The sequence below is a fragment of the Bdellovibrio sp. genome (assembly GCF_047637665.1).
Taxonomy (GTDB): Bacteria; Bdellovibrionota; Bdellovibrionia; order Bdellovibrionales; family Bdellovibrionaceae; genus Bdellovibrio.
Genome location: NZ_JBLJBT010000044.1, coordinates 140,070 through 162,776 on the forward strand (window position 1 = coordinate 140,070; position 22,707 = coordinate 162,776).

At 48.2% G+C, this 22,707-nt stretch carries 17 protein-coding genes; 7 read left to right on the forward strand and 10 right to left on the reverse strand.

The window, feature by feature from the left end; all coding sequences use genetic code 11:
- Positions 1–35 precede the first annotated feature (35 nt).
- Genes ACM64D_RS15660 through ACM64D_RS15670 form a run of 3 tightly spaced genes read right to left on the reverse strand, consistent with a single transcriptional unit; the run spans position 36 to position 4,020 of the window.
- The gene (locus ACM64D_RS15660; protein ID WP_415064173.1) at positions 36–1,097 is read right to left on the reverse strand and encodes a protein-glutamate methylesterase/protein-glutamine glutaminase; all 1,062 of its coding nucleotides are present in this window, start codon (positions 1,095–1,097) and stop codon (positions 36–38) included.
- Between the two features lie 17 nt (positions 1,098–1,114).
- Positions 1,115–1,984: a CheR family methyltransferase gene (locus tag ACM64D_RS15665; protein WP_415064174.1), complete on the reverse strand. Its 870-nt coding sequence runs from the start codon at positions 1,982–1,984 to the stop codon at positions 1,115–1,117.
- Positions 1,981–4,020 carry a chemotaxis protein CheW gene (locus ACM64D_RS15670; protein WP_415064175.1) on the reverse strand — a complete coding sequence of 680 codons (2,040 nt, stop codon included), beginning with the start codon at positions 4,018–4,020 and terminating at the stop codon, positions 1,981–1,983. Before ACM64D_RS15670 ends, ACM64D_RS15665 begins: the two co-directional genes overlap by 4 nt.
- A 270-nt stretch (positions 4,021–4,290) precedes the next feature.
- Between ACM64D_RS15670 and ACM64D_RS15675 the strand changes: the two genes are divergently transcribed.
- Positions 4,291–4,785 carry a chemotaxis protein CheW gene (locus ACM64D_RS15675; RefSeq protein ID WP_415064176.1) on the forward strand — a complete coding sequence of 165 codons (495 nt, stop codon included), beginning with the start codon at positions 4,291–4,293 and terminating at the stop codon, positions 4,783–4,785.
- Positions 4,786–4,849: 64 nt separating this feature from the next.
- Here ACM64D_RS15675 and ACM64D_RS15680 read toward each other — a convergent pair whose 3' ends face one another.
- The 4 genes from ACM64D_RS15680 to ACM64D_RS15695 form a co-directional block, all read right to left on the reverse strand.
- Positions 4,850–6,802, reverse strand: a complete 1,953-nt coding sequence (locus ACM64D_RS15680) for an ABC transporter permease (protein ID WP_415064177.1) — start codon at positions 6,800–6,802, stop codon at positions 4,850–4,852.
- Positions 6,799–7,776 (reverse strand): efflux RND transporter periplasmic adaptor subunit, encoded by a 978-nt coding sequence (locus tag ACM64D_RS15685; protein WP_415064178.1) that lies wholly within the window; start codon positions 7,774–7,776, stop codon positions 6,799–6,801. The genes ACM64D_RS15680 and ACM64D_RS15685 overlap by 4 nt, the downstream gene beginning before the upstream one ends.
- Positions 7,773–8,987, reverse strand: a complete 1,215-nt coding sequence (locus ACM64D_RS15690; protein WP_415064179.1) for a TolC family protein — start codon at positions 8,985–8,987, stop codon at positions 7,773–7,775. Before ACM64D_RS15690 ends, ACM64D_RS15685 begins: the two co-directional genes overlap by 4 nt.
- A 98-nt stretch (positions 8,988–9,085) precedes the next feature.
- Positions 9,086–11,107, reverse strand: a complete 2,022-nt coding sequence (locus tag ACM64D_RS15695) for a transketolase C-terminal domain-containing protein (protein WP_415064180.1) — start codon at positions 11,105–11,107, stop codon at positions 9,086–9,088.
- 66 nt (positions 11,108–11,173) lie between these two features.
- Here ACM64D_RS15695 and add point away from each other — a divergent pair, with 66 nt between their 5' ends.
- From add to ACM64D_RS15725, 6 genes are all read left to right on the forward strand, one after another.
- Positions 11,174–12,205, forward strand: a complete 1,032-nt coding sequence (gene add, locus ACM64D_RS15700; protein WP_415064181.1) for an adenosine deaminase — start codon at positions 11,174–11,176, stop codon at positions 12,203–12,205.
- Between the two features lie 33 nt (positions 12,206–12,238).
- On the forward strand, positions 12,239–13,519 hold the full coding sequence (gene hmgA, locus ACM64D_RS15705) for a homogentisate 1,2-dioxygenase (RefSeq protein WP_415064182.1): 1,281 nt from the start codon (positions 12,239–12,241) through the stop codon (positions 13,517–13,519).
- 20 nt (positions 13,520–13,539) lie between these two features.
- Entirely contained in the window at positions 13,540–14,487 is a 948-nt protein-coding gene (pip, locus tag ACM64D_RS15710; RefSeq protein ID WP_415064183.1) for a prolyl aminopeptidase, read from the forward strand.
- A 135-nt stretch (positions 14,488–14,622) separates the two neighbouring features.
- The gene (locus ACM64D_RS15715) at positions 14,623–15,450 is read left to right on the forward strand and encodes a S1 family peptidase (RefSeq protein ID WP_415064184.1); all 828 of its coding nucleotides are present in this window, start codon (positions 14,623–14,625) and stop codon (positions 15,448–15,450) included.
- A 106-nt stretch (positions 15,451–15,556) separates the two neighbouring features.
- Positions 15,557–16,408 (forward strand): S1 family peptidase, encoded by an 852-nt coding sequence (locus ACM64D_RS15720; RefSeq protein WP_415064185.1) that lies wholly within the window; start codon positions 15,557–15,559, stop codon positions 16,406–16,408.
- Between the two features lie 121 nt (positions 16,409–16,529).
- Positions 16,530–19,298 carry an exo-alpha-sialidase gene (locus ACM64D_RS15725; RefSeq protein ID WP_415064186.1) on the forward strand — a complete coding sequence of 923 codons (2,769 nt, stop codon included), beginning with the start codon at positions 16,530–16,532 and terminating at the stop codon, positions 19,296–19,298.
- Here ACM64D_RS15725 and ACM64D_RS15730 read toward each other — a convergent pair.
- Genes ACM64D_RS15730 through ACM64D_RS15740 form a run of 3 tightly spaced genes read right to left on the reverse strand, consistent with a single transcriptional unit; the run spans position 19,295 to position 22,637 of the window.
- Entirely contained in the window at positions 19,295–20,056 is a 762-nt protein-coding gene (locus ACM64D_RS15730; protein WP_415064187.1) for an alpha/beta fold hydrolase, read from the reverse strand. The two genes, ACM64D_RS15725 and ACM64D_RS15730, sit on opposite strands and share 4 nt — an antisense overlap.
- Complete coding sequence (gene menD / locus ACM64D_RS15735; RefSeq protein ID WP_415064188.1) at positions 20,044–21,615, reverse strand: 2-succinyl-5-enolpyruvyl-6-hydroxy-3-cyclohexene-1-carboxylic-acid synthase; 1,572 nt, start codon at positions 21,613–21,615, stop codon at positions 20,044–20,046. The genes ACM64D_RS15730 and menD overlap by 13 nt, the downstream gene beginning before the upstream one ends.
- Entirely contained in the window at positions 21,612–22,637 is a 1,026-nt protein-coding gene (locus tag ACM64D_RS15740; RefSeq protein ID WP_415064189.1) for a chorismate-binding protein, read from the reverse strand. The genes menD and ACM64D_RS15740 overlap by 4 nt, the downstream gene beginning before the upstream one ends.
- Positions 22,638–22,707 lie beyond the last annotated feature (70 nt).

Sequence of the window (22,707 nt, forward strand, 5' to 3'; positions counted from 1 at the left end):
AGATGTGGGTGAAGAATAATCATTATGAACGGATTTTAAGCTGCGTTACGAGCCTGAACCTGATGCAATAAATCCCCGGCAATTTTATCCAAAGGAAGAACCTTATCGGCCGCACCTAACGCAACCGCCGCTGCGGGCATTCCGTAAACAACGCAAGTTTCTTCATTCTGAGCCACGGTGTAAGCACCGGCATTCTTCATTTCAAGAAGGCCTTCTGCACCGTCTTTACCCATACCGGTTAAGACAACACCCAAGGCATTTTTACCCACAAACTTTGCCACGGACTTCATCAGATAATCGGCGGCGGGACGCACACTGTGCAACGCAGGCCCCTGATGAAGTTTCACGTAATAGAACGCACCACTGCGTGTGATCTCCATGTGATAGTTGCCAGGAGCAATCAACACTCGACCCGGCACAACCTGATCTCCGTCTACGGCTTCCTTCACCTCAAAGGGGAACATATTATTGAGATTATCCGCAAAAGATTTCGTGAACCCGGGAGGCATGTGCTGAACCACCAATGTCCCAGGAATGTCTGCTGGCATACCACTCAAGAATACCTTCAAAGCCTCTGTCCCACCCGTTGACGACGCCACCGCAATCAATTGATGCGTTGTTCGAGCCAACGATGTTGGAGTTGATTTCGCAACGGGCCCCGAAGGGGACACCACTTTTTTAATGGGATTGATTCTGGCTTTTGCCACCACTCGGACTTTTTCCAAGATGGTTTGTGACAAGGACTCCAAACCCTGACTGACGTCAATAGAGGGCTTTTCCATAATCTCGATGGCCCCGGCCTCCAAAGCACGAAGATATGTTTCTGACCCGGTCTTCGCCAAACTTGAAAAGATGATGGTTCGAGTCGGAAAATGCTGCATGACTTTCTCTAAGAAGCTGATGCCATCCATGCGCGGCATCTCCACATCCAAGGTCATGACATCAGGCTTTAATGCCACGAGTTTATCTCGGGCAATGTACGGATCTGAAGCCGTCCCCACCACTTCCATATCTGGGCTGGAGCTAAAAATCTTTTCAAGCAGCTTACGAATTACTGCCGAGTCATCCACGATGAGAACACGAATTTTTTGTGCCATAGTCGAGCCTCAATTCCTTAAATCTTTTGGTAAACTGCTCTAGACAGCGGTTTAAGATCAGGATGCTTCACATTCCCAGATTCCGAATGGCCCAGAATTAGGTACCCACCCGGTGCCAAACAAGTCACCAGATTCTCAATCACTCTCTTTGTCGTTGGTTCGTCAAAATAAATTAAAACGTTTCGGCAAAAAATCACATGGAACTTATGCTGAAACTCATACTTCGGATTCATTAAGTTGAATGGCGCAAAACGAATCATGTCGTGAATTCGATCTTTGGCACGCCAATATTCTTCACCATCCGACTTCACTTTTTCAAAATACTTCTGGCGTTGTGCCGGTGGCAATCCCTGCATTTCTCTTTCTTCATAAGTCCCGACAGAGGCTTTCTTTAAAACCTGCATATCGATATCTGTTGCAAGAATTCGCACCTTCGAGGAAGGACTTTCGCCAAGAGCTTCACAAGCTGTCATGGCAATCGTATAGGGCTCTTGCCCTGTGCTCGCCGCCGCACACCAAAGACGCAACTCAGAACCAATTTTTTTTCCCATGTCTGGTAACACGCTTAAAAGGAAATCAAAATGATTCGACTCACGATAAAAAGAAGTCATATTCGTCGTCAGGGCTGAAATAAACTCCGACACCGTCTCTGGTGATCCTTTTTCCAGGATATCCCAATACTCTTCATAAGACTTCAATGAGTGTCTTCGCAAAAGTTTGACAATGCGGTTTCGAATCAACGCATGATTCTTAGGCGTCAGTGGCAAATCCACGCCCGCCAGATTATACATAAGTTCAGCAAACTTGCTAAACAACTTATCTGATAACTTGATCTCTTCAAAATCATTCAGAGACCCAATGACTTCGACTTTTTTTACTGCCGTCATGCCGCCATCTCCCGACCTTTAACTACATTATTCACAAGCGCTCCGGGCTCAAGAATCAGCACCGTGCGACCGTCACCAAGAATCGCGGCCCCTGCCACTTCTGGGATGTCCTGACCTGTTGTAATTGGTTTCACAACCACTTGCGCCTGTCCTAAAACATCATCCACGGGGAAGGCCATCTGACCCGTCATAGATTCAATAATCACCAACATCGTTTCTTCACGACGAGCACTCAGTGATTTGTCTCTTCTTTGAGTCAGTTGTTCATCACGTTTGTTCAAAGTCCAATTGATAGATCCCAAGGTCTTGGACACATCAATCACCGGCAATAGATGCCCGCGGATACTTGCCACTTTTCCCGCTCCAGAAACATTCGTGTAATCCTTTGGAAGAACCCGCACGATTTCTCGAATCGAATGAATAGGAAGAATATAACGAGCTCCATCCAAAGCGACAATAATACCATCGGTGATGGCCGTGCTCAGAGGGATCGTCAGACGGAAGGTCGAACCTTGTCCCGCCTTCGAGTAAATATTAATTTTTCCATTGATCTTATCCAAGTTGGACTTCACCACATCCAAGCCCACACCACGACCCGAAAGATCAGAGATCTTGTCGGCCGTTGAAAATCCAGGTTGGAAGATATATTGGAAGACCTGCTCATCAGGAATCGTCGCAGGGTCTACGCCCGCAGGAACAAAGCCTCTTTCGATCGCTTTATTCAAAACCTTTTCACGGTTGATACCGCCACCGTCATCGGTGATGTCGATCGTTACGTTTCCGCCCGATTGTTTTGCTGACACAGTGACTTTCGCAGTCGCAGGTTTGCCTTTTTGCAAACGAACTTCCTTTTTCTCTACGCCGTGGTCCATCGAGTTACGAACCAAGTGCACGAGAGGATCACCCAAAAGCTCAAAGACTGTTCTTTCAACTTCGGTTTCTTCACCGATCAACTGCAAATCCACAGGTTTATCCAGACTGATAGACACATCGCGAACGATACGCTGAATCTTGATGAACATAGATTTCAGAGGCGTCATGCGGATACTCAGGGTTTTTTCATACAGCTCACGAACCGCTTTATCCAACTGATCCACGATCGCTTCCAAACGAAGATTCACACCACTTCGGACCGTTTCATCATGCACAAGCTGATTCTTTAGAACGACCAGCTCTCCCACCGCATCCAGAACGGAATCAACACGGCCTGTATCCACTTTAATAGTGCTGTTGGCCGCTTTCGCCGCATTGGTCTTATTACCACTTGAATTATTTGAACCTGCACCACCACCCGAGGCTTGTGCCTGAGGGGCCGATGGAACCACTTTTAAAGTTGGAGCCGGTTTTTCCACAGCTGCGGGAGCAGGTGGAACATCTACTGGCGCCATGACAGGAGCCGCCGCCACTTCTTCAACTTTCTTAGATTCGGCCTCTTTCGCAAAGAACTCGGCCTGATCTTCTGGAGACAGTTGCGCTAAAAGCTCTGCAAGTAATTCATGATTTGTATTATCGTCCGCAGAGGCCGCTTCAGCCACCGGCGTCGTCTGAGAGAAGAAGTCATCAGGGGCTTGTTCTTTAACTTCCTCCGCCGCAACGGGTGCTGGGGCGTCCGCCTGACTGTGCTTAGAGCGCTTACCTGAAAGCTCCTCTGTGATTTGAATTAATTGGGTCTTCAGAGCCGTCGTATCCCAACCGCCCTTGTTCCCTTGCTGTAAAAAGGTCACTCGATTTTTAAGTTCGTCACCTGATTGGAGCAATAGAGAAATAACATTTGAGTTCACCAAAGAAGGCTGAGAACGCAAAAGATCCAAGAGGTCTTCCATCACATGGGCGAATTTAGAAAGATCTGTCAGACCTACCGCCGCCGCGCCCCCTTTTACTGAGTGAGCGACTCGGAAAATATCCGTCAAATCCTTCGCTGGATCTTGGCTGTTTTCCAGCTTCATCATATATTCTTCGTACTGTTCCAACATAAACGCAGACTCATTCAAAAAGTCCGTCTGCAGTTCCTCAAAAAACGAATTGTCGTCACTCATGTATGCTCCATGTCCATTATCTTCCGAAAATCACATGAAATTATCGGAGACCCCTGCACAATTCTATTTACGTCAATGGTCCAGAATGAGATCAAATTCCGTCCGGGTTTGAGTTAGTTAAAATAAGACAGGACCATTGTCTCAATCCAGAACAACGGATATGTGAGAAAACTATTTTTTTGATGGGGTCGAGAATTTCCTTAAGTCCTGAACCGTTTTTCTCGAAAAGTCCCTTGTTAGTGATTATAAGACTGCGAAAGGCGAATTAAAATGAGCGATCTAATTAAAGCAAAACCAGGTCAGTATCTCACGTTTCAACTCATGGCTGAACAGTACGGCGTCGCCATCGAGACCGTCCGCGAAATCAATCAGTTCGGTGAAATCACTCCTGTGCCCCGCACACCAGACTATGTAAAAGGCGTGATGAACCTTCGCGGTAAAATCATTCCTGTAGTAAATCTACGCATTAAGTTTGGAATGCAGCCTCAGGATACAACACGTGACACGTGCATTATCGTGATCGACACTGAAATTGGTCAGGTGGGCATGATCGTAGACTCAGTGAAAGAAGTTGTAGATCTTCAAGAAGCACAAATCGAACCATCACCTGTGTTGGGTAATGAAAACGCGATGTCTTTCGTCCGCGGCATGGGTAAGGTCGACAATAAAGTTGTGATCCTTGTTGATATCGTCTCTGCTTTCTCTGCAGATCAGATGGGTCAAATTGCGCACTTCTCTCATCATGAGGAAGCCAAAGCGGCATAAGTCGATTGAAAATTCGATAATCAAAAAAAGCCTGTGGCTTCTGCCATGGGCTTTTTACTTTTATCTACTCGTACCTGAGAGCTTCAATCGGATGAAGTTTGGAGGCCTTCTGCGCGGGATAACTGCCAAAAACGATCCCCACCAAAGCGGAGAATCCAAAGGAAATCAAAACAGATGCTGAGGAGATGACCACGGTCCACCCCAGAAGCTTCGCCATCAGAACAGAAAACCCAACGCCGAACAAAATCCCCAAAACTCCGCCGCACACACTGACCACAATAGATTCCGCCAAAAACTGCATGAGAATATCTCGGCGACGAGCGCCTATGGCTTTACGCAAACCAATCTCCTTGGTTCTCTCTGTGACCGAGACCAGCATGATATTCATGATACCAATACCACCGACGACTAAAGAAATTGCCGCAATTGATGACAACAACAGCGCCATTGTCTTGCTGCTGGCATCAACCGCCTTCTGAATATCCGCCATATTGAATATTTGAAACGCGTCGCCTTGGGCCGACAACGGCACTCGGTATCTTCCGTTCATCACCTCAAGAATGGAATCCTGAACCGCAGGAATATCCTCGGCCCGAGCAACCTCAACGTCCACCGAGTCAACGTAGTTTCTTCCAAAAAGACGATACATCGCAGTCGACACGGGGACGACAATCCGGTCATCCTGATCCTGAGGACCGGCTGTGCCCTTCTCTGGCAGAACACCAACCACCCGAAAATTGACTTTGTTGATTTTGATCATTTCTCCAATCGGCGACTTATTGCCAAAGAGTTCCCGCACGACTGTTATGCCGACAACTGCCACCAAAGCTCGTTTACGATTTTCATCATCAGAAAAGAAACGTCCATAGATCGGCTCGCTGGCCCGAATCTTGGCAAAGGAAGGTGTCACCCCTAGGATCGTCGTGTTCCAGTTCTTATCCAAGTAAGTCACTTGGGCCCGTCCCGTCGACGAAGGTGAAACATCGCGAATCCCGACAACTTGGTTTTTAACTGCCATGACGTCTTCCATGGAAAGACGAATGCGGGAACTTTCCTGAGTCACGACTCCGCCCACTCGAACATTTCCGGCCCGCAGAACAAGAAGATTCGATCCCAGGGAAGACAGTTGCTTTTCGATAGATTTTTGTGCTCCGGCACCAAGGGCCAACATCCCGACCACAGCGGCGACACCAATCAAAATTCCTAACATCGAAAGGCTGGAACGAACCTTATTGGCTGCTAAAGTTTGAAACCCCTGATGAAGATGCTCAATAATTTCTTTCCACGGCAACTTGGGAGGTCTTGCCGGCTTGCCAGGTCCAAGCGGAAAATTCTTTTGTTCCAACGGCCTCTGTCGTTCGTCGGACTGCACCACCCCGTCGCGAAGACGGATCAGTCTTTTCGCCTGCTGGGCAATGGAGTCTTCATGGGTGACAATGATGACCGTGATTCCCTGATCGTTGAGCCGATGCAGAATCTCAATAATTTCTTTTTCGCTTTTAGAATCTAAATTTCCGGTAGGTTCATCAGCAAAAACAATGGCCGGATTGTTCACCAAAGATCGAGCGATAGCGACCCGTTGCTGCTGTCCCCCGGATAACTCATTGGACTTATGATCAATACGATCGGCAAGTCCCACTCGCGTCAGAAGTTCTCGTCCCCGTTCAAGATTGTATCCATCAGCACTGTACAGGAGCGGTAAGGAAACATTTTTCCAGGCCTCAATCCGCGAAAGCAAATTGAACTGCTGAAAGATAAAGCCGATTTCTTCACGACGAATCACCGCCAGCTCATCTTCACTTAACGTCGAAACCTCGCGACCGTTTAAAAGATAGGACCCTTCCGTGGGAATATCCAAAAGTCCCAAAATATGTATCAAGGTGGACTTTCCTGAACCAGAAGGTCCCATGATGGCGACAAAATCACCACGCTCAATCTGCAAGCTGATTCCGTTAAGAACATGCACCGTTGTCTCGCCCATCTGGTAAGATTTTCGGATGTTCTTGATTTCAATCATCGGCGTGTGCCTCGGCGAGACGGCATGGTGGGGGCAAAAGGATTGCGAGTTTCTGATGACTTTTCAACACCTTTAAATTCGGTGCTTAAAACCACATCTCCCTCTTGAAGCCCCTCCAGAACCTCTGTTCTGTGACCATCCGAGCTCCCTACACGAATGTTCCGCAAACCCCCTTTTTGCCCTGCGGAGGCTTTTAACAAAACCATTGTTTTACCTTCACTCACCTTGAGGGCCTCACTGGGAACAAGCAAGACCCCTTTTTTTGAGGAAACATAGAAGGTGACATTCGCAGTCATTCCGCTTCTGAAAAACTCCGGAGTTTGTTTGGGAACAACATCAACAATATAAGTTGTTACGTTACTGACCGTCGTCGCGTCGAAGGCGATCTGATCGACAATGGCGGGAATCATCTTCTCGGGATAAGCATCCAAAATAATCTGAGCATCTTGTTTGAGCTTAATCTGAGCGATGTCGGTTTCATCAACCTGAGCTTTCACGGTCAAGCGGTCTGAAAGCACGAAGATCGCATCCGCTGTCGTGAAGGTCTGGCCCGGTTCGACGTTTCTAAGGATCAATGTTCCGGAGATAGGGGCCATGACCGGCGTTGCCAGGTAGAGCTCCGACCACTTTTTATACTCTTCCGGTCCCTGGGAACGGGCGGCATCCAACATCGCGGCTCTTTCAGTAGAACTCATCCATGCCAGGATCTGCCCTTTGGTGATCTTCTGCCCCTCTTCCACCAAAATCTGTTCAATTCGACCGGCGACCGGCGCTTTGATTTCCAATCTGTTTTTTGGCTGCACAGTTCCGGTGGCCTGAATGCTCACATCCAAGTCCCCGATCACAACCGGAACCTCGTGATAGGTTTCGACCTTGGTGTTTCGTTGTTGCCACCACCAATAAACACCCCCAAAGACCAACAAAAGTCCCAGAGTCACAAGCAAGGAACTCTTTTTTAAAAAGTTCTTTTTCATTCTAAAACTCCCGTCCCTTGGGTCTTCTCCCAACCCGCCTCTGCGACAGCCCGATCTCTTTTTTTCAAAATCTGATTCTTCTGATAAGTAATAAGATCGTTTTCTATTCGGTCCCAATCATCGAATGTCAAAAGACCGTTGTTATACTTACTTCGCCCGATCTCGGCACGCACAGTGCCGGCCTCAACGAAAGAATCGCTGACCTTTAACTCTTCCACAGCTTCTACAAATCCAAGATAGCTCAGTTTCAATTGCGCAATCATGTCGAGTCTCGAGTTACGCCAATTATTTTCGGCAACAAGTTTCTGCGAAAACGCACTTTTGCGAGAAAAGTAGTCCCTACCTCCTGAAAATAACGACCAGCTCAAGCTGGCACCGACATTCCACGTATCCTCTTCAGGAAAAAAACCAACTCCCCTTTTGCCAACGGCACCCGACACATTGAGGGTCGGCAAAAAGCCCGAGGTCGATTCCTGCAACACTCCCGCTGCGGTCTGGATTTGCCCTTGCGCCTGAAGCTTCTCAGGCGTCTTCTCAACTAGATCAACGAATGAAGGAAGCTCCTTCGGAGGAAGACTCTGCGGGAAGGAACCACTCACCTCCATCTGATCTTCGGGATTGAGTCCCAAGACACGAATGAGGGCGCTGCGGGAGTTATCAAGAGCATGTTCCGCCTTAAGCGAGTCCAACTGCGCCTGCTTTAAGTTCGCGCGAGACAGCAACAAGGAGCCTTTATTCTCTCGACCGCTCTGAAAACGCAGCTCCACCATATTCAGATTCTCAGTTCTTCGCTGGAGGATACTTTTGGAAAGTTTTATGGAGTCTTGAGCATAGAGCGTACCCACAAATGCGGATTTCAAATCATAGCTCAACTTGGCTTTGACAGCTTTAAGATTGGCTTCCGCCACCTTCAACTTCCCCTCGGCCTCTGAAATCTTCGCACTATCGGCAAAACCATTAAAAATATTTTGAGTCGCACTCAAAGACGCCGTGTACCCTTCGGTATCAGTCGCTGTCGTTTCACCTTTTTGATAACCAAGATTTGCCGAGATTTGGGGAAGGTAAGAGCTGTAGTAACTCCTGACCTGACTTTGAAGTGATTTATAGTTTTCTTCGGCGGATAATAGCTCTGCGTTATTCTGACGCAAAAGCCTTACACAATCCTCGAATGAGAGAACCTCTTTGGCCCAGGAGAGTCCCCCTGGAAACATCAGCGCCACTATCAGAAAAATCTTCGTCGCTCTACGATGTCCCAGTGTTCCCTCCCGTTCAAAAACTCCCTCTTTTTAGCCTACTCCTCAACTATTTACTAATTGTGGAAAAACAAGGTGGCATTTTTAACAATGGCCAAGGCGTCAATCTCATGTTTGCGATAGAGGTCTTGCGCGGTATATGCACTTTGCCCGAATTCACCATGGACCCCTAAGCTTTTTACTTTGAAAGACACCTGCGACTGCAAAAGAGCATGAGTCAGCATCTGACCAAAACCGCCAAGAATCTGATGGTCTTCGACAGTCACCAACAGTCCTTGAGTTTTTTCAAGAACCGCTTTCAAGGTCGCCGTGTCCACATGATTCACACAAGCGCAATTGACAACAATCGCACCGACTCCTTGGGCTTCCAGCTCTTTTGCGGCCAGCAACGCCTGCGGAACCAAGGATCCCGTCGTTGCGACCGTTACGGCTTTTGCTTTTCCAGCCGTGGTATCAGCCAGAATTTGGGCTTTCTTCAAATCATAAGATGCCCCGTTGACGTACGTCTTCGGGAAATTTTCACGTCCCAGGAAGAAGATCGAAGAGTTCGGCACCTTCCCTGCTTTGCGGTCTTTGGCAAAGTTCTCAATCGCCGCAAACACCAAAGCATCCGCCTCTTCACTGCAAGACAAAGAGTAAACATCGACATGAGGAATGGAGGAAACCATAGCCATATAACTTAACGCCTGATGAGAAGCTCCATCCGCAGCATCCTGAAATCCCGTGTGCGAGAAGATGGCAATCACTGGAGCTTCAGAAAGCGCCCCCATCGTCAAAGGCAAAGCTCCTTTGGTAACACCAAACTGCGCGAAAGTATCCACAACAGGAATGTATCCTAATTTTGAGAGGCCGGCCGCCGTAGAAACCATGTTACTTTCAGCAATACCCACATCAAACGAATCTTGCGGAAACTCTTTGCGGAATCCCGCAACCCCAGTCGACCCCGGAAGATCGGAGGTGACACTCAAAACAGGAAGTCCCGCTTTGCGCGCACGCACCATCGCCGCAGAAACACCTGTCTGAATTTTTTCGCCAGTGTCCTTCACTGCGTTTGCTTTAAGTTCTGTTTCCCACTTCACCAATTCTTCGATCCACGTACCATAGACTGCCGGAAGAGTTTCTCCTCCGTAAATCTCACCTAAAAATGCCGGCAACTCTGAAGGGCTCTTCAACGGGAACCCGTGTCCACCGGAAGCGGACTCGGCTGTTTTCTTGGTGCCGATCCCCTTGATTGTTTTTGCATGAATAACCACTGGCACTTTCGGATTGGCTTTGGCTTGCTCAATGGCTGTAACAATCGCGTCGTAACACTTCTGCAAATTGTTTCCTTCAGGCAATGAAATGACATTCCAGCCTAAATCTTTCAACGAATTGAAAGTCGGAGTCATAGAGAAAGACTCTTGATCGATTCGTCCTGAAAGTTTCGTGTTGTTGTCGCTGACGAGCAGAACGTAGGGACCCATCATCCCTTTTTGCGCCAATCCCGGAATGGCCGCGAAAGCCTCTTTCGCCTCGCCTTCCATACACGCACCATCAGAAATCGTCGTGATCGTCACACGCTGACGACCCGAAAGAGCTTCACCCATCGCCACGCCTTGAGTCTGCGGAAACGCGGAGCCCAAAGGACCATTGGAAATAAACACTCCCGCTGGGAAACAGTGAACTTCACCATGCCCAGTCAGGCCGGATTCAATCGAGCGGAACTTCTTCAGGCTCTCGATCGTGAGACCCGCCATCTGATAGTTGGCCTTCAAAGCATACAAACCATTTTCGCAGTGGCCCGCATCGTTGATGAGGTGGAAGAGATCATGCCACTGTTTCTTTTCTTGAGCCGCCACATCAAAGACATGACCATGAAGAGCTGACATTAATTCAGCCAAAGCCGCAGGGCCGCCATAGTGAGAGGCCGCGCCCCCAAGAACGGCGTTCATATCCATCAAAGAAACCAAAGCGCGCGTGGCTTTAGGATCTGCGACGGGAATCTGTCGACCCTCTTTACTTTTGACGAAGGTTTTAAATTGAGGCTCCTGAGAAGGATTGCCAGCGAGTTTTGTTGTGATTTGGATGGGTTCTGTCATAGGATAAGTTTTACTCTGGAAGAGCAAAGGGGTAAAGCGAACTGGAAAGCTTACCGGGAGCGTTAAATGGAAAATCTCTATTCACATAACATTCGTGACATTTTGAAGGTCGAATTGCATCGACATCTGGACTGCTCAGTGCGTTGGAGCACCCTCACTGAACTTGCCCCTCAGGTCGGGATCCCCTTGGCCGTCACCTCCAGTGAACAAAAGCATCAGTTCTTGATTACTGAACCCATGAATGATCTGGGATCTGTTTTGAACAAGTTCCTCAATGCCCAAAAAGTCTTAGCCAGTGAAGAGATTTTAACCCGCGTCGCCTTTGAAGCCTGTGAAGACGCATACAATGATGGCATCCGTCTTTTGGAACTTCGTTACGCCCCCACTTTTATCTCGGAGGGACATCCCAACCTCACTTTCGAAAAAATTCACAACTCTCTTCACAAAGGGATCGAGATGGCCAAAAAAAGATATCCCTTGGCCGTCGGACTAATTTGTATCGTGCAAAGAACGAAGTCCTATGCCATCGCCGAGCATGTCGTTGATTTTGCCATTGACCATAAAGGCAGCTTCATCGCTTTAGATCTTGCTGACAATGAAGTCGGTTTTGATCCCAAAGTGTTCGCACCTCTTTTTCAAAAAGCAAAAAAAGCGGGACTGCACATCACGGTCCACTCTGGAGAAATTCCCCAACCGGAATCCGCTCAATGGGTGAAGGATAGCATTGAAATTTTAGGCGCTGAACGCATCGGCCACGGAATTCAAATCGTTCGCAACACCTCCATCCTTCATTTCGTGCGCGACCACAAAATCCCCCTCGAGGTCTGCCCGATCAGCAATTACCTGACGCAAAGTTTTCAAACTTACGAAGAGCATCCCATTCGACAACTCATCAATGCCGGTGTTTTAGTCACAATCAACTCTGACGATCCTGGCATCTTTGCAACGACACTGAGCGATGACTACGAAGTCCTTCATCGCGTGCATGGTTTTGGTTTTGCCGATTTCCAGCGCTGCAATCAGGTGGCCTTCGAAAACAGCTTCCTCCCTGACGCAGACAAGAACCGTTTCAGAGGGGACTTTTATACTTCGGGTTGACTTTCAAAGCCTCTAGCTGATTAGCTGGAGGACATGAAAACACAATATCTATCAGGCTTAGGAAATCATTTTTCGTCTGAAGCTCGCCCTGGCGCGCTTCCCGCAGATCAAAACTCTCCCCAAATTGCTCCTCTGGGGCTTTATGCGGAACAACTCAGTGGCACGGCCTTCACAGCTCCTCGTCACGTCAATCTTTTTACCTGGTTGTATCGCATTCGTCCTTCTGTTGTGCACAAGGCCTTTCAGCCTCTTAAAGAGCTGACCCAAAAAACCTTCTATAAACCTCAGCATTTTAATCCCAATCAAATGCGCTGGAATTCTCTCCCTGATATGACCGGCCACTTCCTCGAAGGTCTTCGCACTGTCTGCGGCACCGGCCCCAGTCAAGAGCAACGCGGACTGCATGTGCATCTTTATTCCTTCAATCAAGGAATGGACAACAAGTTCATGATGAACGCGGATGGTGATTTCCTGATAGTCCCGCAAAAAGGATCTTTGCAAATTAAAACCGAACTGGGAGTTCTTGAAGTCGAGCCCGGCGAAATCGTCGTCGTTCCCCGCGGAATGAAGTTTCAAGTAAACCCTCTGACCTCAGGTCCTTGCGCGGGTTATGTCGGAGAAAACTTCGGCAGCCCCTTCCGTTTACCAGAGTTAGGCCCGATCGGTGCCAATGGCCTGGCTCACCGTCGCCACTTCTTGTCTCCGGTGGCTGCCTTCGAAGACAAAGAAGGTTCTTATGAGCTGATCGGAAAATTCAACGGCGAACTATGGAGTGCGGAGATGGCGAACTCTCCTCTGGATGTCGTGGCTTGGCATGGAACTTATGTTCCTTTCAAATACGACCTTCGTAAGTTCAACGCCATCAACACCGTCAGCTATGATCATCCAGATCCTTCGATCTTCACAGTTCTGACTTCTGGAAGTGATACTCCGGGAATTGCCAATGTCGACTTTGCTATTTTCCCACCCCGTTGGATGGTGGCAGAAAATACGTTCCGTCCTCCCTATTTTCATCGCAACTTCATGAGCGAATACATGGGACTGATTTATGGAGAGTATGATGCTAAGACTGCCGGCGGTTTTGTTCCCGGCGGAGGAAGTCTTCACAACATCTTCTCGGCCCACGGTCCCGACAGCGAGACTTTTGAAAAAGCCAGTCATGATGATTTAAAACCACACAAGATTCAAAACACCATGGCCTTCATGTTTGAGTCTCGCACTCCTTACATGGTCACTGACTTTGCTCTTGGCAAAGGCTTCATCCAAGAAGACTACCAAGACTGTTGGCAGGGTTTTAAAAAACATTTTAAATAAACACTCACGGTAGGTTTTTTATGAAAGAATTTTTTCCAGAAGTTGAGCCTTTTAATAAAGGAATGTTAAAGGTGTCAGATCTTCATACTCTTTATTGGGAAGAGTGTGGAAACCCCCAAGGTAAGCCTGTGGTGTTTTTGCACGGGGGACCCGGCGGCGGAATTCATCCCGATCACCGTCGTTTTTTTGATCCCAAAACTTACCGTATTATTCTTTTTGATCAACGCGGTTCTGGGAAATCGACTCCTTGTGCGGAACTGCGCGAAAATACCACATGGGATTTAGTGAAAGACACCGAGACCCTTCGCGAGATGCTGAAGATCGACAAGTGGGTCGTCTTCGGAGGAAGCTGGGGATCCACCTTAGCTTTGGCTTATGCCATCACTCACCCTGAACGAGTCAAAGCGCTTGTTTTACGTGGAATCTTCTTGTGCCGTCCCTCCGAAATAAAATGGTTCTATCAAGAGGGCGCGTCGCAAATCTTTCCCGATGTTTGGGATGAGTATCTCAAACCCATTCCCGTCAATGAACGTCATGACTTGGTCGCAGCCTATTACAAACGACTCACGCATGAAAATGCCGATGTTCGTTTGGAAGCCGCCAAAGCTTGGAGCAAATGGGAAGCGGCAACGTCTCGTTTGATTGTGGACCAAAGTGCGATTGAAGAGTTTGATGATCCTGAATACGCTTTGAGTTTTGCGCGCATCGAATGCCATTACTTCACAAACAATGCTTTCTTTAAAACCAACAACTGGCTTCTTGAGAGTATCGAAAAAATCCGCCACATCCCCGGTGCGATCGTTCAAGGCCGCTACGATGTCGTCTGTCCGGCGCGTTCGGCTTGGGAGCTTCATAAGGCTTGGCCGGAGGCAAAATTTACATTTGTTGCCGATGCCGGACATGCAGCAGCGGAACCCGGAACTCGTTCAGCTCTAATAGAGGCCACAGAGAGCTTTAAACACCTGTAAGTTTTTCATCTGCCTGGGGACCCCACGGTCCCTTATGGCATCCATAAACATTATCATCTTGTAAAGTGGTTCCAAATTGGGTTTATTAGCTCAACGCACCACAGGGGTTGTGATGTTAAATCCGGGGGGATTTAAGTGAAGCTAAATATTCTGATTTTGGCGGGGATCGTTTCAAGTTTGGCTCTCTCAGCATGCGCTCCGAAAGCGGACAATGCCGGTGAAATTCAAACTTCCGGCGAAGCAATTATCGGTGGTACCGAGGTTCAGCTTGGCGATAAAGTTCAGGAAAGTATCGTCGCTGTTTACGATGCGAATGAAGGACAACTCTGCACAGGCTCTCTTCTTCCCAACAATCTTGTATTAACGGCGGCTCACTGTATCGGGTCCGAGCCTGAGTCGATGTTCGTTATGTTCGACACAAAACTGACTCAAAATAGTCTTCGCCGTCAGGTCGACAAAGTTGAAGTTTCCCCTTACTGGGAGTCTCGTCAGTACGGAAAAAAAGACACCGGCGATATCGCCTTGGTTCACTTCACGGGCAGCGTTCCTGCCGGCTACAAGCCCGCCACATTCATCAGCACGGCAAACAAGAACCTTCTTAAGAAGGGCGCTACGGTTATTCTGGCAGGCTTTGGTATCTCAGACGGAGTCACCGGCGATGGCGCGGGAATCCTTCGCGTAACCACAGTAAAAATCGAAGATCCCGCATTTAGCAGTTCTGAAATGAAACTGAACCAAACGCGCGGACAAGGCGCTTGTCATGGTGACTCTGGTGGCCCCGCCTTTATCGACATCAAGGGCAAGCTTTACCTCTGGGGAATCACCAGCCGCGGAGTCGAAGACGAGAAAAATGATTGCTCACAGTTTTCAGCCTACACCAGCGCTCTTTTCTACAAGACGTGGTTGAACAGAATGGCTAACAAACTCTCCACCTCCTTGGTGAATCCCCAAGTTGCTAAGTAATTCTCAGATTTAATAAACCACAGAGTTTTTTCAAAACTGCAAAAGGGCTGCTGACAAAAAGGCGGCCCTTTTGTTATTTGAAATCCAAGATAAAGCCTGGGGAGTTATGAAAACGAAGTTGTACGTCAGCTCTTTGTTCGTTTTTGCATTAACGGCTTGTGGGGGATCGCTCAGTGAGGTGGAGACTTTCACTTACGAGACCGACGCAGCCATTGTTGGTGGAAAAGACACCACAAAAGAAAATATTATTTCCAAATACGTGGTGCTCATTTACGACAACCCGACGAAAACTTATTGCACCGGGCTCCTGATTCAAAAAAACATCATCCTCACAGCCGCTCACTGCATTAAATCTGATCACACCGGGCTGTCTTTGGCCTTCGGACTCAAACCTCTTTCTGGGGATTACACTCTTCGCCAGGCCGCAAAGGTTTTAACTCATCCTCTTTACAAAAAAAATAATACTCAAGATCGCAACGATCTTGCGCTGATTCTTATCAAAGGGGAAGCCCCAACAGGAACCCAGCTTTTGCAAATACCGAACGACGAGTTTCCGCTGAAAAAGGGACTTCTTTTTACCGCCTCAGGTTATGGGCGCACCTCTGGGAAAAAGGACAACACAGGAAAAGACACACAAGGTTCTGGATCTCTACGCCACGTGGAGCTCATGATTGAAAGTGTTGCCGATGATGAATCCCAATTCTATGTCGATCAAAAAACTGGCAAAGGCATCTGCAGTGGGGATTCCGGTGGACCTGCGTTAATGCGCTATAATGGCAAAGATTATGTTGTCGGCATTGCCTCAGCTATTTCCTGGACTGTTCCTAGCGAGCTGGATGGAAATGAAAGAAAAGAATATATCGAGAACAAAGACGTCTGCTCTGAGAAGTCCATCTATATGAACGTCAAGAAGTTCCGCTCTTGGATCCTAGAGGGATCACAGACCTTACTTAAGTAAACCGAACTCTCCTTACAAAGGAATAATGATCGTCGTTTCAAATTGAGACGACTTCGAAAAGTATTCCAATTCCCCCCCCCCAGACTCTCAAGCAATTTTTCAGAAATACCGACCTATCAGTATGCGTGAAATCCGGAGCGTTTTAGGAATCATTTTGATCACGGCCCATATGCTTCTTGTGGGATGTACTATTGATGGAAGCATCGTCGAGTTAGAACACTCATCACAGATGTCCACCGAATTTTCCGTCACAGGACTTTCCGATTCAACGATGGACACTACACTCAGTGGTTCCCCCTTCCCCTACTTCACCTGGAAGAACACGGGAGCCAGTCAATACAAGGTCACGATCTATGACGCCACGGGAGCCAGCGAAGTCTGTCCCTCCGTGGACGTGAACGGAAACTTCTTCGAACATCACTCCTGCACTCTCTCCGACTATACCACCTACACCTTTGAAGCCCTTCCCATGGCCAATGGCGCAGTGATTGATTTAAATCGCGGAATCCGCGGGACATTTACGACCAAAAAATTGCGCTGGAATAAATCACGTCTGGAGTTATTCCCAGGAGAATCTATCATTCTCTCTTTCTTAGACGGCGAAGGTCCTTTCACGGTCAGCAGTATCGCCGAGTTCTTTGATCAAGCTCTTTCAACTTACACCGCTCCCCTTCGCACGACGGTCTTGAACGACACTCTGCAAGTGATGGATTCTCATGGAACGACTTCCACAATTCCGGTTAAAATCCATGCTTTCTCGAATGAAGCCCCGCCAACGACTTACGCCAAGGGCGGAGAAAACGCTGGAATCATACAGCTTGCTGAAACGGCCCTGGGAAATATTGTCGCTGTCGGAACCCCCAATGGTCCTCGAGGAAACGCCGAAGCTTTCGTCATTTACAGATCGACCGACAAAGGACAGACCTTCGCCGCCGTTGATACACCAGCCCCGGACTTCGACTCTTACTTCGAAGGATATGCGCATGACATCGTGGTGTCCCCCACAAATGGAATCATCTACGCCTGTGGAAATTTATGGAATGATCGCGCGGGCACTCTCGAGCTGATCATAAGAAAAAGCGTCGACGATGGCGTCACTTGGTCGACCGCTTTACATCTTCACGACGATAACAAAGACTTTTACTGCTATAATCTTGCCGTGAATTCGTCAGGGCATGTTTTCTTTAGCGGTTATGACGACCTCAATGGCTCCCTTATCAAGGTCTCCAAAGACCAAGGTCAGACGTGGAACCCCATCCTTCAAGACAGCGATTTGGCCCCTGCTGACATCTCTCCTTTGTTAATTATGGAGACCGACCCCTGGGACAATTTGTGGCTGATGACGACCATGGGAATCCTGAAGGGAACCTACAACTCCGGCACCGACACGTGGACATGGACAAAACCTGCGACGGGTCCAACCTCAGTTATGGTTTCCTACGGGGCCGCAAGATCTCACTTTTTTATCTTTGAGTCGCCGACGACATTCTATGCAGCGACTTTCAAAAATGGCCCCGGCGCGGCTGCCGAGGTGTGGAAAACAACCGATGGCGGAGTCAATTGGACTTCGGAGTTCTCAGTTGCAACTATTTATAAATCCAACGGACTTATTCGCGCCGACGATGGTTCTCTTTTGTTTTTTGTTCAACTCTCAAGCTATCAAAATCGCCTTTATCGCAAACCTCCCGCAGGCCCCTGGGGCGTGCTCACTGTCACCAACCCCACAAGTGGCCTTATCCCCATAGGATACGAAGGCACCGCGATGCTGAAACTATCTGACGGCACTCTGGTGGGGGTGATTAGTGATGAAACGGATGTTCATAACAACCCCATGAGAACTCTCACCTCAACTGATGACGGCGCCACATGGACCTTTGGAACTCGCAAGCACGTCTATCTGAACCATTGGGCCAACTGGACCGAAAATGCCATCCAAAAGCAGGATGGTCGAATTGTTTTGGCCTACCAAGGACTTAACGAAAATAATCACTATGGGTACTCCGTCATCACAACGACGGATGGTGGAAAGACCTGGGTCAAAGAGTTCGATAAATACATGATGACGAACACCGGCGAATGTTATCAAGTCCAAGATTTTGCCAAAAATGCTTCAGGAAAAATGATCATCGCCGGATATAAAAACTACTCCTCCCCGTGCTTTATGAGATCCAATGACAATGGCGCCACCTGGATCAGCTCCGACCTGACCGACCCGGTCTCACGCACTCATCTGTTCTTGGATTTTGCGCCGGACGGAACGGCCTATTCGGTGTCCAATAAAGGAGCTACGCATTCTTTAATAAAGAGCACGGATGCGGGGCAATCCTGGACGGAAACCTCCACTCTTGCCATCCCGGGAACAACCACTGTCGATTACCGAGACTTCAGAATACTGAATGATGGGGCTTTGGCGTTAGCAGCCCAGATCGATAATACTTATCTTGCGGTCTATTACTCAAATGATGACGGAGCCACCTGGACGGAAAAGATGAGAAGCCCCCACACATCATCGGTTTTTAAGTTCAAACTGGGTGCTGATCAAAAACTTTACGTCTTCAGTGCACAAAAGGTTTTTGTCACCGCCGACAACGGCACCACGTGGACTGAAGTCAGTGTGGATGCCGGAATGACCACCATTACCAGCCTGGCTGTAGATAGAAATGGAAAGCTTTATGTTCTGAGCAATGCGGGCCTTGTGCAGTCCAAATCTTTCGAAACCGGTGCCTGGGTGACTCTCGAGGATATCTCGGCGAAACCGTCCCCTAAAATTCAGGATTGGGATCCCGTCTATGATCTTTTCCTTCTTGGCGAAAATAGTTTTGGTTTTATCCTTGAATCAGCAGACCTCTTCATCGGAGGCCAACATCAGATGAGAAAAATGGATTTCTAAATCTTACAGAACGGGCTCAGGAAAGTCGCAAGATCCTTGGGGTTATCAAAGGGAACTCGATGAGAAGCGCCGAAAATCAACTGCATCTGCAACCCTGGGACTTCTTGCTCGAGACGGCGCGAAAGCTCAACAAACTTCGTGTCGCGCTCTCCAACAAGCCATAGGATTTTAGAAAGTTGCGACTGCAGCAAAGGACGCATATTTACTTGTTGAGCCAGCGACCATTGAGTTAAGGCAAGACTTAAGGATTCGCGGGAATAATCTTGTTCAACCCTCTGAGGCTCCCTTTCACTGCCACCGAAAACAGGCTGCGCATTCCAGTTACGCAGAACCATGTCCCAAGAAGACTTTTGAAATTCTTCAGCCCAATATGAATCGTTCATCCAGCGCTGCTGGCGCTCGGCCGAAATGGGATTGAGCGACTCATGAAGGTCATTAAAACCTGGATTTGTAGAGATCAGCACGGCTTTATGCCACAAGACGGGACGACGTTTTAATGCATGCAGCGCCAAACGTCCCCCTAAAGAATAGCCTACCAAAATGTTACGCTCTCCCGCACAGCCATTGAGCTCCACCCACTTGGTGAAATTCTCGGCCCAAACATCCAAGGAATGTTGCGGTCCCAATTGAGGGTCTTTGAAATAATCCGGAATAAAAAAGCGAAGCTCCTCTGAGAAGGGCAAGTGCGCTTTGACGGCGGCCCAATCCGAGGGTCTGCCTAAAAATCCGTGCAAGAAAAAGAGATTCACTCTTTCCACAAAGATTCATACTCCTTCCAGAATGCCTGGGTTTGCTGCCCATCGGGACAAAGCTCTATGATCTGTTGATCGGCGAAATCTGTGGTCACAGGAATATTATGCCATTTCTGATAAGACCAATTCCACATCTTTGCCCAGGATTCGAAAGAAATCTGATGTTTGTTTATGAATATCTCTTTATTAAACATGCGAGAGAAAATCTGACCTCCGCCATTGTTAATAATCACAATGCGGAATCTTTTGGCTTCCAATTGAGAAGTCGCCCAAAGTGACGATAAATCGTACAGGGCGGTTAAATCTCCAACAAGACACCAATTCTCAGTCTCAGGGTGAGCCCATCCTAGGAATGTTGAAAGCTGTCCATCGATTCCATTCGCGCCCCGATTGGCCGCCACTCGCAATGGCATGGCATCATGAGACGAGCAGGAATCCCACTCGCGAATGGGCAATGAGTTTCCAAGATAGACTGAGGCGCCCCGCATTTTTTTTGACAGTGCGTATATCAATCCTTGCTCGGACTCTGGATACTTTTCCAAAAGTGCGCGGATCGTTTCAGCGCGCGTTCCATCTTCAATGTTCACTTTCACATTTTCACGATGAGGATAAGAGAACTCCACCTGGCTTAAAAGGTCCAAGGAATTACAATGCTGCGTAGGACGGCTTAGGCCCGTGAAGTGATTAAAGCTGACTGAAAAGACGGGAATGTCTTTGTACTTACTTTCCAGATCTCTCCACACACGCGCCGTGGGAATTCCTCCAATACGCAAAATGGAGTCACACTCTTTCGATTTCAAAATTCGATGAATCATCTGCTCGCCAGAGCGAATCTCGATATCCTTGATATCGGGATGCCCACGCAGGCTGGAAATACCTTCACAATAAACCGGCGCTTTGTATTGTTTCAAAAACTCTAACACCGTTCCATAGGCTTTCTCGGGCAAAATGCCCACAATCACCAAAGGCTGATGGGTGTTCAAAAAATCTTCCATCTCTTTCAAAGTTCCCAAAGGAATTTGTCCCGGCAGCTTCGTTCGCTCAGAGACCGTCGGGAATTCAATCTTAGGAATCGGCCCGTCGATCAGAGGCTCTTCAAAACAGATATTCACATGCACCGGTTTTTTCCACGACAAAGATTTAAAAGAAATGTGAGAGTTCTCGGCATCAATGTCCAAGGCCACTTCATTGTAATAAGAAAAGATACCGACCTGCTCGATCGTTTGCGGCGCCCCCGTGCCACGATAGTGTTTTGGACGATCTGCTGTGACCATGATCAATGGCAAGGAAGAGTATGTGCCCTCCACCGCCGCAGGAAGAAGTTCCGCCACCGCAGTTCCCGACGTGGTGATGATCGCAACCGGACGACGAGTGCTGGCAATTCGACCTAACGCAAAGAAGGCGGCAGAACGCTCTTCAAAGAAGGAATACACTTTGAGATTTTTATTTTCATCGAGAATATGCACCAAGGGGCTGTTACGAGCTCCGGCGCATAGAACGAATTCTCGCACCCCCGTATGAATCAACTCTTGAATGACCTTCGCTGCTAATTCCATGTTTGTCATACTTCAAGCCCCAAAATCTTTCTTACAGACAGGCGTTTCTGATAAAGCTCTCTCCACTCTCGCTCAAACTCACTGGCGGCAACGATGCCACACCCAGAGCCGATCATCGAGACGGAACTATTCCACTGCAAATTTCGAATGGCGACAAGGCACAGAGCCTCCTCCGAGCCTAAAAAAGCAAAAGGGGCTCCAAATCCCCGACGGCCCTCTTGTCCCGGGAACTCGGCCATCCATTGATAACCTTGCGAACGAGGAGCCACCCCCAACGCCGGAGTTGGGTGAAGCTGTTCGATCAATGACAAGAAATCAGGTTTCTGAGCACAATGAACCTCGATCTCAGTTTTTAAGTGATACAGCATCGGCAACTCTAAAATCTCTGGCCCCTTGGTTTTCACTTCGCCCCAAGATTTCAGTGTATTTTTTAAATCTTCCAAGACAAGAAGGTGCTCTTGCATTTCCTTCTCATCATCGAGCAAAGACTCTCTTTCAAGAGCTTCCGCCTTAGGGCAAGTCCCAGCCAAAGCCATGGTTTTCATGACACCCTGGGAGTAATCAAAGAGAACTTCCGGCGTCGCCCCCAGAACACCCTCTCCATTTTGCCAAAAGCCATAAACGTACAAGGTCGGCGGAGCTTCCAAAAGTTTGAGCACCATCTGCACTCGTTCGGCGGCTGTCACAGTCTGCGAGGATCGCGCAAAAATGGCTGGGACGGCCTTCTGAATTTCACTCTTTTGGATACGTGATTGGATACCCTCCAATGCCTGGAGAAAGTGCTCCCTCTGAGGCTCCACCCAGGAGGACCTCGTTAAGGGCCCCTTAGAAGGGGGCTTTTGAGCCAAGTAAGCCTCACAATTCTTACGCAGCTCCTCTGGGGAAAGACGGTAGGTTCGAGCCCCTTTCAAGGGTACGGAGGACTTCAAATCGTAGAAATCGGGGAAAAAGACTGTAATTTCGTCACAATCCAAGGATTCAGATGGCTTAAAAGGCCCCTCAATAAGAATCCATTGATCCCTATGTCGCAAGAGGGCCCCTGCTTCCAAAAAGTTTGTAATGCCTGAGAGCGTTATGCTATTCTGCCGTTCCACTAAAGAA

Bases quoted from the DNA above. Each gene is read 5' to 3' on its own strand.
- hmgA (WP_415064182.1), top strand. From the start codon at position 12,239: ATGAAAACACAATATCTATCAGGCTTAGGAAATCATTTTTCGTCTGAA.
- ACM64D_RS15720 (WP_415064185.1), top strand. From the start codon at position 15,557: ATGAAAACGAAGTTGTACGTCAGCTCTTTGTTCGTTTTTGCATTAACG.
- ACM64D_RS15665 (WP_415064174.1), bottom strand. From the start codon at position 1,984: ATGACGGCAGTAAAAAAAGTCGAAGTCATTGGGTCTCTGAATGATTTT.
- menD (WP_415064188.1), bottom strand. From the start codon at position 21,615: ATGACAAACATGGAATTAGCAGCGAAGGTCATTCAAGAGTTGATTCAT.
- ACM64D_RS15690 (WP_415064179.1), bottom strand. From the start codon at position 8,987: ATGTTTCCAGGGGGACTCTCCTGGGCCAAAGAGGTTCTCTCATTCGAG.
- ACM64D_RS15675 (WP_415064176.1), top strand. From the start codon at position 4,291: ATGAGCGATCTAATTAAAGCAAAACCAGGTCAGTATCTCACGTTTCAA.
- ACM64D_RS15685 (WP_415064178.1), bottom strand. From the start codon at position 7,776: ATGAAAAAGAACTTTTTAAAAAAGAGTTCCTTGCTTGTGACTCTGGGA.
- ACM64D_RS15695 (WP_415064180.1), bottom strand. From the start codon at position 11,107: ATGACAGAACCCATCCAAATCACAACAAAACTCGCTGGCAATCCTTCT.
- ACM64D_RS15660 (WP_415064173.1), bottom strand. From the start codon at position 1,097: ATGGCACAAAAAATTCGTGTTCTCATCGTGGATGACTCGGCAGTAATT.
- ACM64D_RS15680 (WP_415064177.1), bottom strand. From the start codon at position 6,802: ATGATTGAAATCAAGAACATCCGAAAATCTTACCAGATGGGCGAGACA.
- add (WP_415064181.1), top strand. From the start codon at position 11,174: ATGGAAAATCTCTATTCACATAACATTCGTGACATTTTGAAGGTCGAA.
- pip (WP_415064183.1), top strand. From the start codon at position 13,540: ATGAAAGAATTTTTTCCAGAAGTTGAGCCTTTTAATAAAGGAATGTTA.
- ACM64D_RS15670 (WP_415064175.1), bottom strand. From the start codon at position 4,020: ATGAGTGACGACAATTCGTTTTTTGAGGAACTGCAGACGGACTTTTTG.
- ACM64D_RS15725 (WP_415064186.1), top strand. From the start codon at position 16,530: ATGCGTGAAATCCGGAGCGTTTTAGGAATCATTTTGATCACGGCCCAT.